The sequence below is a fragment of the Burkholderia sp. HI2761 genome (assembly GCF_002223355.1).
Classification (GTDB): domain Bacteria; phylum Pseudomonadota; class Gammaproteobacteria; order Burkholderiales; family Burkholderiaceae; genus Burkholderia.
Genome location: NZ_NKFN01000010.1, coordinates 1 through 12,477, shown reverse-complemented (window position 1 = coordinate 12,477; position 12,477 = coordinate 1). Strand labels below are relative to the sequence as shown.

At 59.0% G+C, this 12,477-nt stretch carries 14 protein-coding genes and 3 pseudogenes; 14 read left to right on the top strand and 3 right to left on the bottom strand.

Annotated elements, in window-relative coordinates; all coding sequences use genetic code 11:
- Positions 1–386: 386 nt before the first annotated feature.
- Together CFB46_RS34720 and CFB46_RS36220 are read right to left on the bottom strand one after the other, a co-directional pair.
- A complete protein-coding gene (locus tag CFB46_RS34720) occupies positions 387–1,397 on the bottom strand; it encodes a LacI family DNA-binding transcriptional regulator (RefSeq protein WP_089502488.1) in 1,011 nt (336 codons plus the stop codon).
- Positions 1,398–1,763: 366 nt separating this feature from the next.
- Entirely contained in the window at positions 1,764–1,901 is a 138-nt protein-coding gene (locus CFB46_RS36220; RefSeq protein WP_179235147.1) for a hypothetical protein, read from the bottom strand.
- Positions 1,902–1,949: 48 nt separating this feature from the next.
- Here CFB46_RS36220 and CFB46_RS36215 point away from each other — a divergent pair.
- The 8 genes and pseudogenes from CFB46_RS36215 to CFB46_RS35730 all read left to right on the top strand — a co-directional run.
- Positions 1,950–2,252 (top strand): annotated as a pseudogene (locus CFB46_RS36215) (IS21 family transposase); the annotation flags it as partial.
- Positions 2,232–2,600 (top strand): annotated as a pseudogene (locus CFB46_RS36210) (integrase core domain-containing protein); the annotation flags it as partial. The pseudogenes CFB46_RS36215 and CFB46_RS36210, both read left to right, overlap by 21 nt.
- 204 nt (positions 2,601–2,804) lie before the next feature.
- A complete protein-coding gene (locus tag CFB46_RS36740) occupies positions 2,805–3,206 on the top strand; it encodes a hypothetical protein (RefSeq protein WP_227789710.1) in 402 nt (133 codons plus the stop codon).
- 152 nt (positions 3,207–3,358) lie between these two features.
- Complete coding sequence (locus CFB46_RS34705) at positions 3,359–6,154, top strand: glycoside hydrolase family 2 protein (protein WP_227789709.1); 2,796 nt, start codon at positions 3,359–3,361, stop codon at positions 6,152–6,154.
- A 433-nt stretch (positions 6,155–6,587) separates the two neighbouring features.
- Positions 6,588–6,824 (top strand): hypothetical protein, encoded by a 237-nt coding sequence (locus CFB46_RS36825; RefSeq protein ID WP_306427333.1) that lies wholly within the window; start codon positions 6,588–6,590, stop codon positions 6,822–6,824.
- A gap of 42 nt (positions 6,825–6,866) precedes the next feature.
- Positions 6,867–7,370 (top strand): tyrosine-type recombinase/integrase, encoded by a 504-nt coding sequence (locus CFB46_RS36820; protein ID WP_306427332.1) that lies wholly within the window; start codon positions 6,867–6,869, stop codon positions 7,368–7,370.
- On the top strand, positions 7,294–7,629 hold the full coding sequence (locus CFB46_RS34695) for a RidA family protein (protein WP_306427331.1): 336 nt from the start codon (positions 7,294–7,296) through the stop codon (positions 7,627–7,629). The genes CFB46_RS36820 and CFB46_RS34695 overlap by 77 nt, the downstream gene beginning before the upstream one ends.
- 27 nt (positions 7,630–7,656) lie before the next feature.
- Entirely contained in the window at positions 7,657–8,049 is a 393-nt protein-coding gene (locus CFB46_RS35730; RefSeq protein ID WP_143751693.1) for a hypothetical protein, read from the top strand.
- Between the two features lie 623 nt (positions 8,050–8,672).
- Here CFB46_RS35730 and CFB46_RS34690 read toward each other — a convergent pair.
- A complete protein-coding gene (locus CFB46_RS34690) occupies positions 8,673–9,833 on the bottom strand; it encodes an IS30 family transposase (protein WP_089502485.1) in 1,161 nt (386 codons plus the stop codon).
- Between the two features lie 216 nt (positions 9,834–10,049).
- Here CFB46_RS34690 and CFB46_RS36205 point away from each other — a divergent pair, with 216 nt between their 5' ends.
- The 6 genes and pseudogenes from CFB46_RS36205 to CFB46_RS35720 all read left to right on the top strand — a co-directional run.
- Positions 10,050–10,223 carry a hypothetical protein gene (locus tag CFB46_RS36205; protein ID WP_179235146.1) on the top strand — a complete coding sequence of 58 codons (174 nt, stop codon included), beginning with the start codon at positions 10,050–10,052 and terminating at the stop codon, positions 10,221–10,223.
- Between the two features lie 708 nt (positions 10,224–10,931).
- A complete protein-coding gene (locus CFB46_RS34680; protein WP_089502483.1) occupies positions 10,932–11,180 on the top strand; it encodes a CsbD family protein in 249 nt (82 codons plus the stop codon).
- 52 nt (positions 11,181–11,232) lie between these two features.
- On the top strand, positions 11,233–11,604 hold the full coding sequence (locus CFB46_RS34675; protein ID WP_089502482.1) for a hypothetical protein: 372 nt from the start codon (positions 11,233–11,235) through the stop codon (positions 11,602–11,604).
- Positions 11,604–11,915 carry a hypothetical protein gene (locus CFB46_RS34670; RefSeq protein WP_089502481.1) on the top strand — a complete coding sequence of 104 codons (312 nt, stop codon included), beginning with the start codon at positions 11,604–11,606 and terminating at the stop codon, positions 11,913–11,915. Before CFB46_RS34675 ends, CFB46_RS34670 begins: the two co-directional genes overlap by 1 nt.
- 161 nt (positions 11,916–12,076) lie before the next feature.
- Positions 12,077–12,331, top strand: coding sequence for a hypothetical protein (locus CFB46_RS35725; protein ID WP_143751692.1), 255 nt, complete (start codon positions 12,077–12,079; stop codon positions 12,329–12,331).
- A 20-nt stretch (positions 12,332–12,351) separates the two neighbouring features.
- Positions 12,352–12,477, top strand: a pseudogene (locus CFB46_RS35720) (IS256 family transposase); the annotation flags it as partial.

Here is a 12,477-nt window from a genome sequence, read left to right as displayed (position 1 = left end):
GCGATCTGTTCTTCGCTGAACTTGCTCTTCTTCACGGCATGACCTCCTGGTCTCGATGACAACGTCATGCCGGAATTTTCCACTTCCGAATGGGACAGTTTTGTGGGCTAGGGTCAAGAGCTGTGCGTTGCTCCAGCGTTACTTGATCAGAGCGGAAAACTCACGACGGCAACCTGGTTCGGTAGTTGGCTTCGCATGACGATCTGCTGGATAGTGTGCCGCGAAGCATACGTGCTCTGTAGAATTTACGTGGTGGTCATCGACCACCCGGAATCCCGCCTGAGTCCCGAGGCAACAGTCGTGCACCGGCTCTGCTCCGGGCGTTGCGAATCTCACGACACCGGAGGGTGACATCATGCTGACACGCTGCCGCGTGACGACATGTGTTACGGAACGAAGGCCTTTTTGCTGCCCGTAGATTCCCGCACAATGAGCAACGGCTCGAGCTTGAGGAGTTCGATCGTGCCGTCGTCGTTTCCGTTGAGAACGTTGATCAGCTTCGTCATCGCGAGGCCACCCATCTTCTCGCTTTGAAAATCGATTGTGGTCAATGCCGGAACCGTATATTCCCCATACGCTATATTGTCGAAACCTGCAACGGCCACATCATTCGGCAGATCGAATCCAAGATGGCGCGCTGCCTTGATAAAGCCTAACGCGACGAGATCATTGTGACAAATTACAGCATCCGGCGGATTCGACCCGAGCATGATACCCGCGCAAGCTCGCTCGCCTCCCGCAGTCGACGGTGTCGATACTTCACAGATATCAAGGGGTAACAAGGATTCGGCAAGGCATTGCTCGATCCCGGCCAGTCGTTCTTTATTTCGGTGGGACTTCATGTAGCCTAGATAGGTGATCCGTCGATGGCCAAGACTCAGCACATGCTTGGCAAGCATGTATGCGGCTAGATGACCATCAGCCCCGACAACTGGAACGGGAGCGCTACTACTTCCACTCACGAGCACTGTTGGCTTCTCCAAATCGTATAGCCATTGCAAGGATTCATCCGGCAAACGCGTGCTAACGATCAGTCCATCGACCCTCGTCGCCAAGGATTCGATAAGCGAGCGTTCCTGGTCCTGACTCTCTTCTGTATCGAGAAGCAAAAGCGTATACCCGTTTTCCCTGGCAATCCGGCTCGCGCCCTTGACAATATTCGTGAAGTGGGGATTCAGAATATCAAGTACTGCAAGGCCCAGCGCTCGCGTCTGCCCTGTAATCATCGAGCGAGCGTGTGGGTTTGAACGATAACCAAGTTCGTCGATGGCGTGCTTAAGCCTCGCTTCAACGGTCGCGGAGAAGCGTTTGGTACCGTTCACATACTTCGAAACCGTGGATGTGGACACACCGGCCATTGCGGCGACATCTCGAACTGTCGCTGGACTTTTCTTCATCTTCAACTGGCTTCCTTCAGAAAATTCCCATAGTACCGCTACCCGAGCCCAAAAAAACGAGATTGCAATCGATAGTCAAGGTTTTTGTCGCGAACAATGCGGTGCTCGGCGTGGTTGACTGACCCTGAATCAGAATTAGTCCCGGTCGGAAGTAGAGATTTCCGGCTTGGTTGAGTTGTCAGCGAGGTGGATTCCCTTGCCTGATGGGCGAATTCGGCGGGCGTCATCCACTGCAATGCGGAGTGGGGACGAACCTCGTTATAGGGACCTATTGCGTATTTCGGCGAACGTGATCAGCGATTTCGAAACGTGATCAGTGGTTCCGATTGATGGTGATCGGCCGTTTCGGTCGAAGGTGATCGCTGATCACCGGTTTCCAAAACGAGCGATCATCTGGCCGAAACGGGTGATCACGTTCCCGGAATGAGCGATCAGCGAACCGAAACAGCTGATCACGCGACCGAAATGGGACGGCCGTACCGGCTTGGCGGTGGTGTTGCGCATGTGATCAACGACGGGCGTTAGCCTTGTCTCTTTTTAGGGGACAGGTTGATGCAGGCACATCGGATGAGCATGCGCAAACTGAAGGAAGTATTGCGGCTGAAGTGGTCGTGCGGCCTGTCGCACCGCCAGATCAGCCGGGCGATCGGCATCAGCGTCGGCGCCATTTCGGCATACGCCGCACGCGCGAGCGCGGCCGGCCTCGACTGGGCTGCTGTTGAACCGCTGGCCGACGACGAGCTCGAGATCAGGTTGGACCTGCTGGAGGAAACCGCGGTCCCGACCCGGCGGGTCGAACCGGATTACGCGGCGATGCACCGCGACCTGCGCCGCAAGGGCGTCCTGTCGCAACTGGCCAGCGTTCACGGTGCGCCACGCTATCTGCGTTCGGACAACGGACCGGAATTCGTATCTCGGGCCATTCTGAAGTGGGCTGCCGAAAACGGCATGGAAATGGCGCTCAGCGATCCCGGCAAGCCCTGGCAGAATGGTGCGGACGAGAGCTTCAACGGCAAATTCCGCGACGAATGTTTGAGCCTCGAATGGTCTCGGACACGCACGGAGGCCAAGGTCGTGATCGAGCAGTGGCGGCGTCACTACAACACCGTCCGGCCACATTCGAGTTTGGCGTACCTGACGCCCGACGATTTCAAGCAGCAGTATTGTTCAACTGAAGCAACCGAGGCGGTTCTCCAAGACTGACATGGCCCGAAGAAATCAGGCAGGTCAAACATATTTAATATATAAATTATAATAGTGTAGACAATTTCATGATCCAAGCTCATGTTTAGGAAAACAAAATAAAAATTAGCGAAAACGATTGTTGTTGATATCGCGTAAAGGCGGCAACCTTAGAAAAATAAATAGTGGCTGTGCACGGCTGCATGAACTCTGGAGACAACGACAATGAGGCGAAGCGGAAAAATTACCAACGCTCTGTTGGCGACGTGTGTTTTTTTGTCATCTTGCGGCGGAGATACTGAATCTGGTCCCCAGTCATCTGTCTCGACCGGGGCACCGCAACCGACATTATCGACGACAGGTGGTGATGTAGGCGGCGTCGGCAACAACGCCGATACGAATGCACAGTCACTGAAGGTCAATGGTTCGGACTACGCGGGTTCGTGGCTGCCGCTCGGCAAGATCGTAGGCGGCGGGACGATGAACTATGCGTTGTCCGCGACGCCGACGCAATGGGCAGCCACCGATAACCTGACGCCGCCGTCGGGTCCGAACGCGGACTACACGCAGATGACGGCGGGCAGCCCGCCGGCTGCGACGGGCATGCGCCATGCCGGCGCGCGATGAAAGCGACGGGCGCGCACCGAGTTGGCTCCGTATGCGCCCGTCGAGACGACACTATCAGAGGTAACGACATGAAATCGAAAGCGCGCCGGAAATTCCTGTCCTACAGTGCCGCACTTGTCGGCACGAGCTGGCTGGCAGGGTGTAATGGTGATATGGACTCCACGGCTGCCGTGCCCGGCACGCCGGGGGCCGATGGGACGGCGACGATCCCGCCTGCTGTGCCGCGTGTGCCGCCCGATCCGGAACGCGCGCTGCTGGCCTCGCACGAGCTCTCGCAGAACTGGACGTTCGCTTCCGCGAGCAGCATGCTGGGTGCGACCGGCGCGCAACTGTCGGGCGTCGCTGACGTGACGGGCATGGCACCGGCGACGGTACCCGGCACCGTGCTGAACAGCATGATCGTCAACCGCAAGTACCCAGAACCATTCTACGGACAAATCGTTACCGACGTCATCCCCGATACGCTGAAGGACACCGACTACTGGTACCGGACCACGTTTGCGGCGCCGGCCCGGCAACCGGGACAGCGGCTGTGGCTTCATTTCGGCGGCATCAACTATTGTGCGGAAATCTGGCTGAACGGCGCACTCGCCGGCCGGCTCGAAGGTGCGTTCAAGCAAGGCGAATTCGATATCTCGCGGCTTGTGCCGCAGGCAGGCGGCACTGCCAATCTGGCGGTGCGTGTCGTCAAGCTGGATTTTTCGGAGGGGCCGCTGCTTCCGAACTACAAGAGCGGCGTGACGCGCGGCGGCCGCAACGGCGGCCCGACCGGCAACACGCTGAAGAATGGCCCGACATTCTTCTGCTCGGCCGGCTGGGACTGGCTACCGACGATCCCCGATCGCAACCTCGGCATCTGGCAGCCGGTGTCGTGGTTCACGACAGGCGCCGTGCGCATCGCGGCGATGAACGTTGCGCATACGTTGCTCGACGATCTGTCGTGGGCCGAGTTGCGGCTCGATCTCGAGCTGGACAACGACTCCGGTCAGGACATCGTCGCGACAATCGTCGGCAGCATCGGTAACGGTGTGACGTTCACCCATGACATCAAGATTCCCGCGTCGAACACTACGACGAAGGTGTCGCTCACGTCGTCGGATATCGCAGTGCTGTCGATCAAGCAGCCGCGCCTGTGGTGGCCGAACGGATATGGCGATCCGAATCTCTATGCGGTGACCGTCGGGATCAAGGTCGGGCGCGTGCTGTCGGATGAACGCATGCTGAATGTCGGCCTGCGCCGCATCGAATACACGCGCGATATCGGTAATGGTCCGGAGTTGAGCATCACCGTCAACGGCCTGCCGATTCTCGTGATGGGTGGCAACTGGGGGCTTGACGAAGCGTTGAAGCGCATTCCGCGCGAACGGCTGTTCAACCAGGTGCGGCTGCATCGCGATGCGAACCTGAACCTGATCCGCAACTGGAACGGGCAGAGTACGAGCGACGATTTCTTCGATGCGTGCGATCGCTACGGGATTCTCGTGTGGCAGGACTTCTTCTTCTCGACCGAAGGCGACGGTTCAGGAGCCGCCAACGTGCAGCGCGATCTCGACAACATTCGCGATGTGATCGCCCGCAACCGCTATCGACCGTCGATTCTGCTCTGGTGCGGCGGCAACGAAGGCTCGCCGCCCCAGGCGCTTGTAACAGGGCTCGACAAACTCGTCGCCAGGCTGGACCCGCAGCGTCTGTGCCTCACGAGCTCGGCGAGCGATACGGGTCCAGGTGCCGTGAACGGCTATTCGTCCGGCGGCCCGTATAACTGGGCGTCGCCTCAGGATGCGTTCAACCGCGGCTACGGCAAAACGTCGGTCGCGTTCCACAACGAGGTCAGTTCGCATTCGGTCCCGACGTTCGAATTCGTCGAGTCGATGCTGCCGCCAGGTTCGTACGAATGCCCCGACAACTTCTGGGCGGACCGCGACATGAACGGCAACGGCGCGTATCTGGCCGGCGTGCAGGGTGGCGCAGGCTACATCGCGATGACCGGGCAGCGTTACGGCACGATGCGCAACCTCGCCGATTTCGTGCGCAAGGCGCAAATGATGAACTACGAGTGCATTCGCGCCATTTACGAGGCGAACGCGGCCGTGATGATCGCACCCGCTGCGGGCGAGATCGACTCACCTGCCACCGGCGTGATTATGTGGATGACGAACCCGTCTCAACCGAGCTTCGTGTGGCAGATGTACAGCCACGACCTCGAGGAGCATTCGTCGTTCTTCGCGGTTCAGCACGGCCGCCGCGTGAATGCGATCCTCGATGCGAGCACCGCCGACGTAACGATCGCGAACCATACGGCGGTGGCTGTCACTGGCAGCGTCGAGATGCGGGTGTACAACCTGGACGGCACGTTGAGCAGCCGGACCACGGCCGACGTCGGCTGCACCGCACGGGCGTCATATCGTGTGGTGGCGGACCTGAAGGACGCGATGACCACAGCGAAGTCGGACGTATGTATCGTGTCGCTCGTGCTGACCGACTCGAGCGGCAATACGCTCGCAGAGAACGTCTACTGGCGGCAGCGCGACGGCGGCGACGCGTCGTATGCGTCGCTCGACACGATGCCGGGCGCTGCGATTGCCATCGGGGCGAGCGCATCCGAGGACGACGACATGACGACGCGCATCACGGTCGACGTCGTGAACATCGGTGCCAGCGTCGCGCTGATGACGCACCTTCAGGTATTCGATCCGTCGACCGGCGCGCGCTTGCTGCCCGCGTTCTATAGCGACAACTACCTGAACCTGATCCCTGGTGCGAAGCGGCGGATCACGATCGACCTGCCGCACGCAAGCGGCGCGCCGGTGTCGAGCATCGCGCTGCGGCTCGACGGGTGGCGGATCGACCGTGCGAACTGCAAACTCGTGGCGGCGGGCGTGCCGGTCGTCTTCAACGAGCGCGCGCTGGCGGTCGACCAGGCGGTGCCGACGTTCGCGATGTGCTGAGTCTTCGTTCGCGTGACGCGAATGGTGGATGAACGCTGGGGCGAGCGCCTGAGCATTGATCCACCGCGTCGCATTGGATACCGCATGCAATCGGAGAACGAATCGCGGAGACGTTTCAGGAACGTCGCATCCGGGCGCTGAAACAGGCGCTGGATGAAGAAGTGCATGGCTTGTGGATCAGCCATGAAATGGCGGAAAGCATCATCGCGCGACTGGACGAAGCGATGTCGAGCGGACAAGCATGTGGAGAGGATCGCGACGGAACGTGTGCGGACCGCTCGGCCGTGGGTGGCACACGCCCCTTCAAGGGTTGACGGGTCCGGCGAACCGGTGGCGCGTGCGTGAGGATCGGTACGAACGCGCCGGCCGGCCCGAGCGCATGCACTTACGGACGCAGCAGGTCGAACCCGCCGAATACGATGATACACGGAGCATGATCATCGGCATCGTTATCTTGTATGCGAATGTGGACAAAATTGCAACGGACGACAATTTCAGTTTATCGAGGCTTCCATGGACGGTTGGCTTCCATTCTTTCCGACCGGCCTCAGTCAGCGACGAGTGCGTCGACGCGCTGCGCGGGCACTGGGGCGATCGGGATCAGGATTTCGATGCGGCGGACGCGGGCGGGCCGTTGGTGGCGCCACTGGTGATCCCGCCGACCCCGTAGGCGCGCGAGAAGTTCGGCGAGCCGGGCGAGGCCCGCGAGGGGATGACGCGAGAAGGCTACTCGGTGCGGGGCGCACGCCGACTTACGCAATGGGCGATCGGGAAGCTGCTCGAGGTGATGCCGGATCTGAGCGAGGCGGAACGGCGCAAGCTGGCGAGCACGTCGCCGCATGAGTTTCGGCTCACGGTCGGCACGCAGATACTGGCCGCGGGCGTGGCTATCGAGGTGGTGCAGTGCACGCTCGGTCACGCGTCGCTCGGCACCACGTCGGTCTACGTGTCGCCGGAAGAGGCGCGGATACGTCGTGAGGCGGCAAAGTATCACGCGCCTGATGCGAGATACCTGACTGATCGACTGTCCCGCGATCGCTCGCATACACTATCAGCGTATGCAAACCCTTCACCGGAGCAGATCCATCGTGCGAGCCATCAATCCATCAGGTCCGTCAGTCCCTGGTATTTCGCAGGCGATGTTGGTTACCGGCGACAACCTGTTGTTCCTCTCGGGGCACATTGCGCTCGGGAATACGGGGATCGTCGGCGCTGATCTGGCGACGCAGCTCGATCAAGTGTTCCAGAACCTGCAGACGACACTACGCGAAGCCGGGGCGGGATTCGAACACGTGGTGCGCATCATGGTCTACGTGTGCGATTACATGCCCTCGATGCTGCCGACGATTCGTACCGTTCGGGACCGTTACGTCAACCCGCAGCGCCCGCTAGCGAGCGCGCTGATTGATGTCGCGGCTTTGGCACTCCCTGAGATTGTGGTCGAGATTGATGCTATCGCAGCGATTCCAGGGTAGGAGCCAACAACGAAACGGAGCTGAGAAATGCCACTATCGATCATTTTGTCTGCGCCCGATGGCCGACTTGAAGGAGCATGGCGCAGGGAGTTCGCGAGCATGATGGACGTTGTCATTTCCGGGTGCTCGATTCTGGACGTCGAGTGTGATGCACTGGTCGGCCCGGCAAAAAGTTTCGGCTTCATGGACGGCGGGATCGACGCAGTCTATTCAGCACATTTCGGGTGGAATTTGCAGTTCAAACTGCGACGAAGAATTTTCGATGATCATGACGGGGAGCTACTGGTTGGTGCGGCTCAACTGGTGGAAACAGGCGATGCCGGCATCCGCACCTCATCGCTGCGCCCACCATGCGTGTACCTATGCGGCTCGGAAAGGAAACGATCAGCCCGTACCTGGCAACACGTGCCGCCTTGCTGAAAGGGAGCGAGTGCATTAACTCCGTTGCGTTGCCCGGTATGGGCACGGGAGTGGGGGCGGTGCCGGCAAGTCTATGCGCAAAACAGATACGCATGGCCGACGAAGAAATTGTCCTCGGTTAGTACAGGCTACCCCCGAGCTGGGCCGAAGCAAGTGAATACCACCAGTTGCTTTACACCGACAAGCCCGTCCGACTTCAGTAGAGTGGCCGTCAGTAGACGGAATGCCGGCGCGATTTGCCCATACATCCAATCGACGAGATCATGAAGAATCGAGTTCAGAGATCGGTACAGACGAAAGCGCGTCGGAAAATCGGGGGGCATCATCGTGATTCGGAGCGTGCCGCCTGCTAAGCTTCGATTAGGACTCTAAAAATATGCGACATTTGCTTGGGACTCTGCTTAACTTTAGCCGATTGCCATCGGTAGCGAACAACATGTGGTGGTACTACGTGATGGTGCTGGCGCTTACGGCAGGGGGCGGGCTGTCAACGGCGTACAGCGATGAGGCGCCTGCGAACGTCGCCGGGACGTCGGCGACCGACACAGCGACGCAGTCATCGTGGTCTGTTTCCCCCGGTATGTTGGTCGGGTCGGAATGGGCGACTGCTACCGCGTGCGGATTCAACCGGTGGATGCAACAGATTGATGGAACCTCTCGGCCGGTGTGTCAAAGTTAAGCGTCTTACGCGGACGCTCGTTGAGTCGCCTTGCTACTGCGTCGAGTTCGGCTTGTGAATAGGTAGAGAGGTCAGTGCCTTTCGGGAAGTACTGCCTCAGCAATCCGTTCATGTTCTCATTCGAGCCGCGTTGCCACGGATTCTGCGGATCGCAGAAATAGACCTGGACGTCGGTTGCGACGGTAAAGCGTTTATGATCCGCCATTTCCGTGCCCCTGTCCCAGGTCAGCGACTTATATAGTTCCCGCGGTAGCTTGCTGGCGTGTCGTATCAGCGCGTTGACCACAGCCTCGGAATCCTTGCCGGCTACTTTTACCAGCATCACGAATCGGCTCTGACGTTCGACGAGGGTTGCAATCTGGCTGGTCGCGTTGCCGAACAGCAAGTCACCTTCCCAGTGCCCGGGTATTGCGCGATCCTCTGCCGTGGCAGGGCGTTCACTGATCGATACCGCGTCGCGAATATTCGTGCGCTCTTCGGTTTTCAATGTGTGATGGCGAGATCGACGCATGGCCCGAGAGCGTCTCAAGTGTTCAAGCAGCTCCTTTTTCAGGGCCCCGCGAGCTTGAATATAGAGGCTCCGGTAAATCGTCTCGTGTGACACCAGATAGTCCCTGTTCACAGCATATGCATGCTTGAGCCAACCAGAAATCTGCTCGGGAGACCACTGTAGCCTCAGCTTTGCAGCGACAACTCGCGCTAGCGTCTGGTTACTCGCTAATTTGCAGACCTTCGGCCGACGTGCCCGCTCCCAGGCGATTGCGTCCGCTTGACTTGCTCGATAACCGTGGCTGCCTCCGTTGCGTTGCAACTCGCGGCTGATAGTGGAAGGAGCACGTTCCAGCCTGGCAGCTATAGACCGAATCGACAATCCGGACACCAGCGAGCGGGAAATTTCCTCGCGCTCCGCGAGCGTCAATGCCTGCGGCGCGCGGTGTCTCTGCGGTGGTTGTATGCCGCCGGTCTCTGACAGTATCCGCTGTATCGAAGAGTGGCCTCGATCGAAAAGTTTGGCAATCTGATGAATCGTTTCGCCCTTGCGCCAGCGGTCCCACATCAGTGCCTTCTGGGTCTCGGAGTAATAGATCCTCGGTCGTTGTTTCATTTGCAACACCTCCGCTGTTCACGCAGCCTCTAGTGTGTTGCATCCACCGGTTGAATCCGCACGCAGAATCGGTCGGATCAGCAGATCATCGTCTATCGATTTATCAAGACTTTCCGTGCCGACTTCAGGCGATCCACGCTGCCGCAGCGTGTTACGTTGCGTTGGCCGTATCGATCAGTCGGTTGCGGTATGCCGGCGGTGTCCGAGCGCGAGCGCATGGACAAGCTCGAAGATCATCTGGCGGATCTCCTGGAGCGTGATGGCGCGGCGACACTGGTGCTGGTTGCCACCTGGGTCTACTGCGCGCTCAGCGGACGAAATCACGAGACGACTGAACGCCGAGTTCCCGAGCGGCTCGGATCGGCCGTTCCAGATGGAGCCAGCAGATGAGCCAGACTGGAATACCTTCGCTGAGTTCATCTCAAGGGCGGGCGAAGTGTGACGCACCGGATTACATGCATCTTCCTTGCGATACACCGAGGGGCGAGCCGGCGATTGCTCATCCGATTGCGTCGAAGGTAGTAGAAGAAACGATCGAGCTAGTTAGTTTACGAATCGTATGTATCAAGATCAGTGAAGGAATGCAAGCTAGCAGAGCCAAGGGGCGAACGACGAGCAACTGGTGCGACGTACCGGTTTCCGCCAACAAAGTCTGCATCGACGCGAGGTAAAACGCCGGGAAGGAAAGGTGGATCGGAGCCCAGTGGGGCCGTACACATGCCTGCCGCAATGTTTCAACATTACTTCGCGGCGCCCACAAGATCAGAATTTAGTTCGCGTTGACGGAAAGTAAAATTGGGTACGCCGAGCACGTGGCTGACGACACGATGGCAACTTCTCGGGGGGGATGTTCCGAATTTATTTCGTGGGACGCATCATGCGCTGCGCGCGCGAACGGGGAAACGCCCCAAGACGAGCTATTTACTTCGCACGTACCGCAACGTCCCCCTCAAATGCACTACGCCTCCCAGTGCATTTGAACATGACGTGCACGTCATGCCCCCGCTAAACTGGCCCCCGGGATATTGAATGGCTTCACCGATGTGATCCAGCGTTGTCCCACTGATTAGGCAACTCAACTAAACGACGAGGTAGATCATGTTCGAAAAAACGGAAGGCACGGTGCAGAAGCTGGCCGGCAAAGCGCAGGAAGCAGTGGGCGATGCCGTGGGGAGCGCCGACATGCAGTTCGAGGGCAAAGCGCGTCAGGTAGCCGGCACGGTTCAGCAATCCTATGGCGAGGCAATCGAGCAGGTGCGTGACGTTGCCGCAAGCAATCCGATTACGGCGCTGGTGACCGTCGCGGCGGTCAGTTTCATTATCGGCGCAATGTGGTCGAAGCGCTGATCAGCTGTCGCGAGCCCGACGGCATGCGTTGAATCCATCATCGGAGCATGTCATGGTTTTGTTTTCAAGAATCAGGAAGTGGCAGGATGTCGCGCAATTCTCGGTCGCGCGTCTGACCGATTACGCGAGTCTCGCGGCAATCGAATTCGACCTCGCCAGGAAGTACTTCCTGCGCGACCTGATGCTGTACGCATTGCTCGGCCTAAGCGTAACGTTTGGGCTGGCCTTCGTGTGCGTGGCGGCGATCGTCAGCGCCGCGCGTACACCGTACATGATCGAGACATCATGGGTCGTCGCCGGGTTCTGGGTGTGCGTGTCCATCGCCTCCTTCGCGGGGGTACGTATGCGTGACGAGCGCGGTACGTTTTCCGTCCTGACCGAGGAATTGCAGCGCGACATTCAGACCATCAAAGAGAGCCTGTGATGAGATGTAAAATCCCCGACGGGTCGCCGGAATCGATGCGGCGTGTTCTGCTGGCACGGATGGCGGCGACCCGGGCCGAATTGTCCGCGTCGAATCAGGTCGTTGAATTGACCCGGCGGACTCGTTTCGGCGACGTCACGGAATATCCGACGATGAAACTGCCGACGCTCGACGGATCGACCGGCGCAGCCATCGCGGTGGCGCTGGCCGGTTTCGTTATCCTTGGGCCGCGGCGGCTCGTGACGACCGCCATTCAGGCCGGACTGGTCGCGTTGATCGGGCGAATGACGCGGGACATCGTGCAGAAGTAGACCGACGCAGGCCGGGCGAAATGTCCGGGCGAGTGCCGGAGCGGCCGCCGTCAACCGAAGTAAGGTTGATGCGTGGGCGAAGCAAAATTTGAACTTGGCTAGAAGTGACCGGAGAACGCCCAATATACTGGATTCGGTTTCTTTGAAAATCAATGATCTAGTTGAATCGAAAAGTAAAGTTCGACCGCTTTAGAGGCGATGTAGTCGTCACGGGCGGCAACGCTGGTGAAATTCGCCGTTTCGCTCACTCGACCATGATGCAATGTCAGTTGGTTGACGCGATCGAGAGGGCTGCGATGGTCATTTTCAAGGTCGCGCCGGGTTGGCACGGCGTTGTGTTTCTTGTGTTTCTAGTCGAGCGTGCGATGGGTGCCGAGATGAATGGGCCTGTCAGGAATTTTGTGTTTAAGGCATAACATGCTTCCAAGGAGAATTTATGCCTCGCAAACCGAAAGCCCAGCCGGCAGTTCTGCCGGCGATTCCGGCCGAGCTGCTTGAACAGTTCGGCAACGGTCCGATGACGGCTGAAGCCATCAATGCCGCGACGCTGGCGCTCAAGAAG

Coding starts and splice junctions, on each gene's coding strand:
- CFB46_RS34720 (WP_089502488.1), bottom strand. CDS start 1,397: ATGAAGAAAAGTCCAGCGACAGTTCGAGATGTCGCCGCAATGGCCGGT.
- CFB46_RS36220 (WP_179235147.1), bottom strand. CDS start 1,901: ATGCGCAACACCACCGCCAAGCCGGTACGGCCGTCCCATTTCGGTCGC.
- CFB46_RS36740 (WP_227789710.1), top strand. CDS start 2,805: ATGAGGCGAAGCGGAAAAATTACCAACGCTCTGTTGGCGACGTGTGTT.
- CFB46_RS34705 (WP_227789709.1), top strand. CDS start 3,359: ATGGACTCCACGGCTGCCGTGCCCGGCACGCCGGGGGCCGATGGGACG.
- CFB46_RS36825 (WP_306427333.1), top strand. CDS start 6,588: ATGATCATCGGCATCGTTATCTTGTATGCGAATGTGGACAAAATTGCA.
- CFB46_RS36820 (WP_306427332.1), top strand. CDS start 6,867: ATGACGCGAGAAGGCTACTCGGTGCGGGGCGCACGCCGACTTACGCAA.
- CFB46_RS34695 (WP_306427331.1), top strand. CDS start 7,294: ATGTTGGTTACCGGCGACAACCTGTTGTTCCTCTCGGGGCACATTGCG.
- CFB46_RS35730 (WP_143751693.1), top strand. CDS start 7,657: ATGCCACTATCGATCATTTTGTCTGCGCCCGATGGCCGACTTGAAGGA.
- CFB46_RS34690 (WP_089502485.1), bottom strand. CDS start 9,833: ATGAAACAACGACCGAGGATCTATTACTCCGAGACCCAGAAGGCACTG.
- CFB46_RS36205 (WP_179235146.1), top strand. CDS start 10,050: ATGGACAAGCTCGAAGATCATCTGGCGGATCTCCTGGAGCGTGATGGC.
- CFB46_RS34680 (WP_089502483.1), top strand. CDS start 10,932: ATGTTCGAAAAAACGGAAGGCACGGTGCAGAAGCTGGCCGGCAAAGCG.
- CFB46_RS34675 (WP_089502482.1), top strand. CDS start 11,233: ATGGTTTTGTTTTCAAGAATCAGGAAGTGGCAGGATGTCGCGCAATTC.
- CFB46_RS34670 (WP_089502481.1), top strand. CDS start 11,604: ATGAGATGTAAAATCCCCGACGGGTCGCCGGAATCGATGCGGCGTGTT.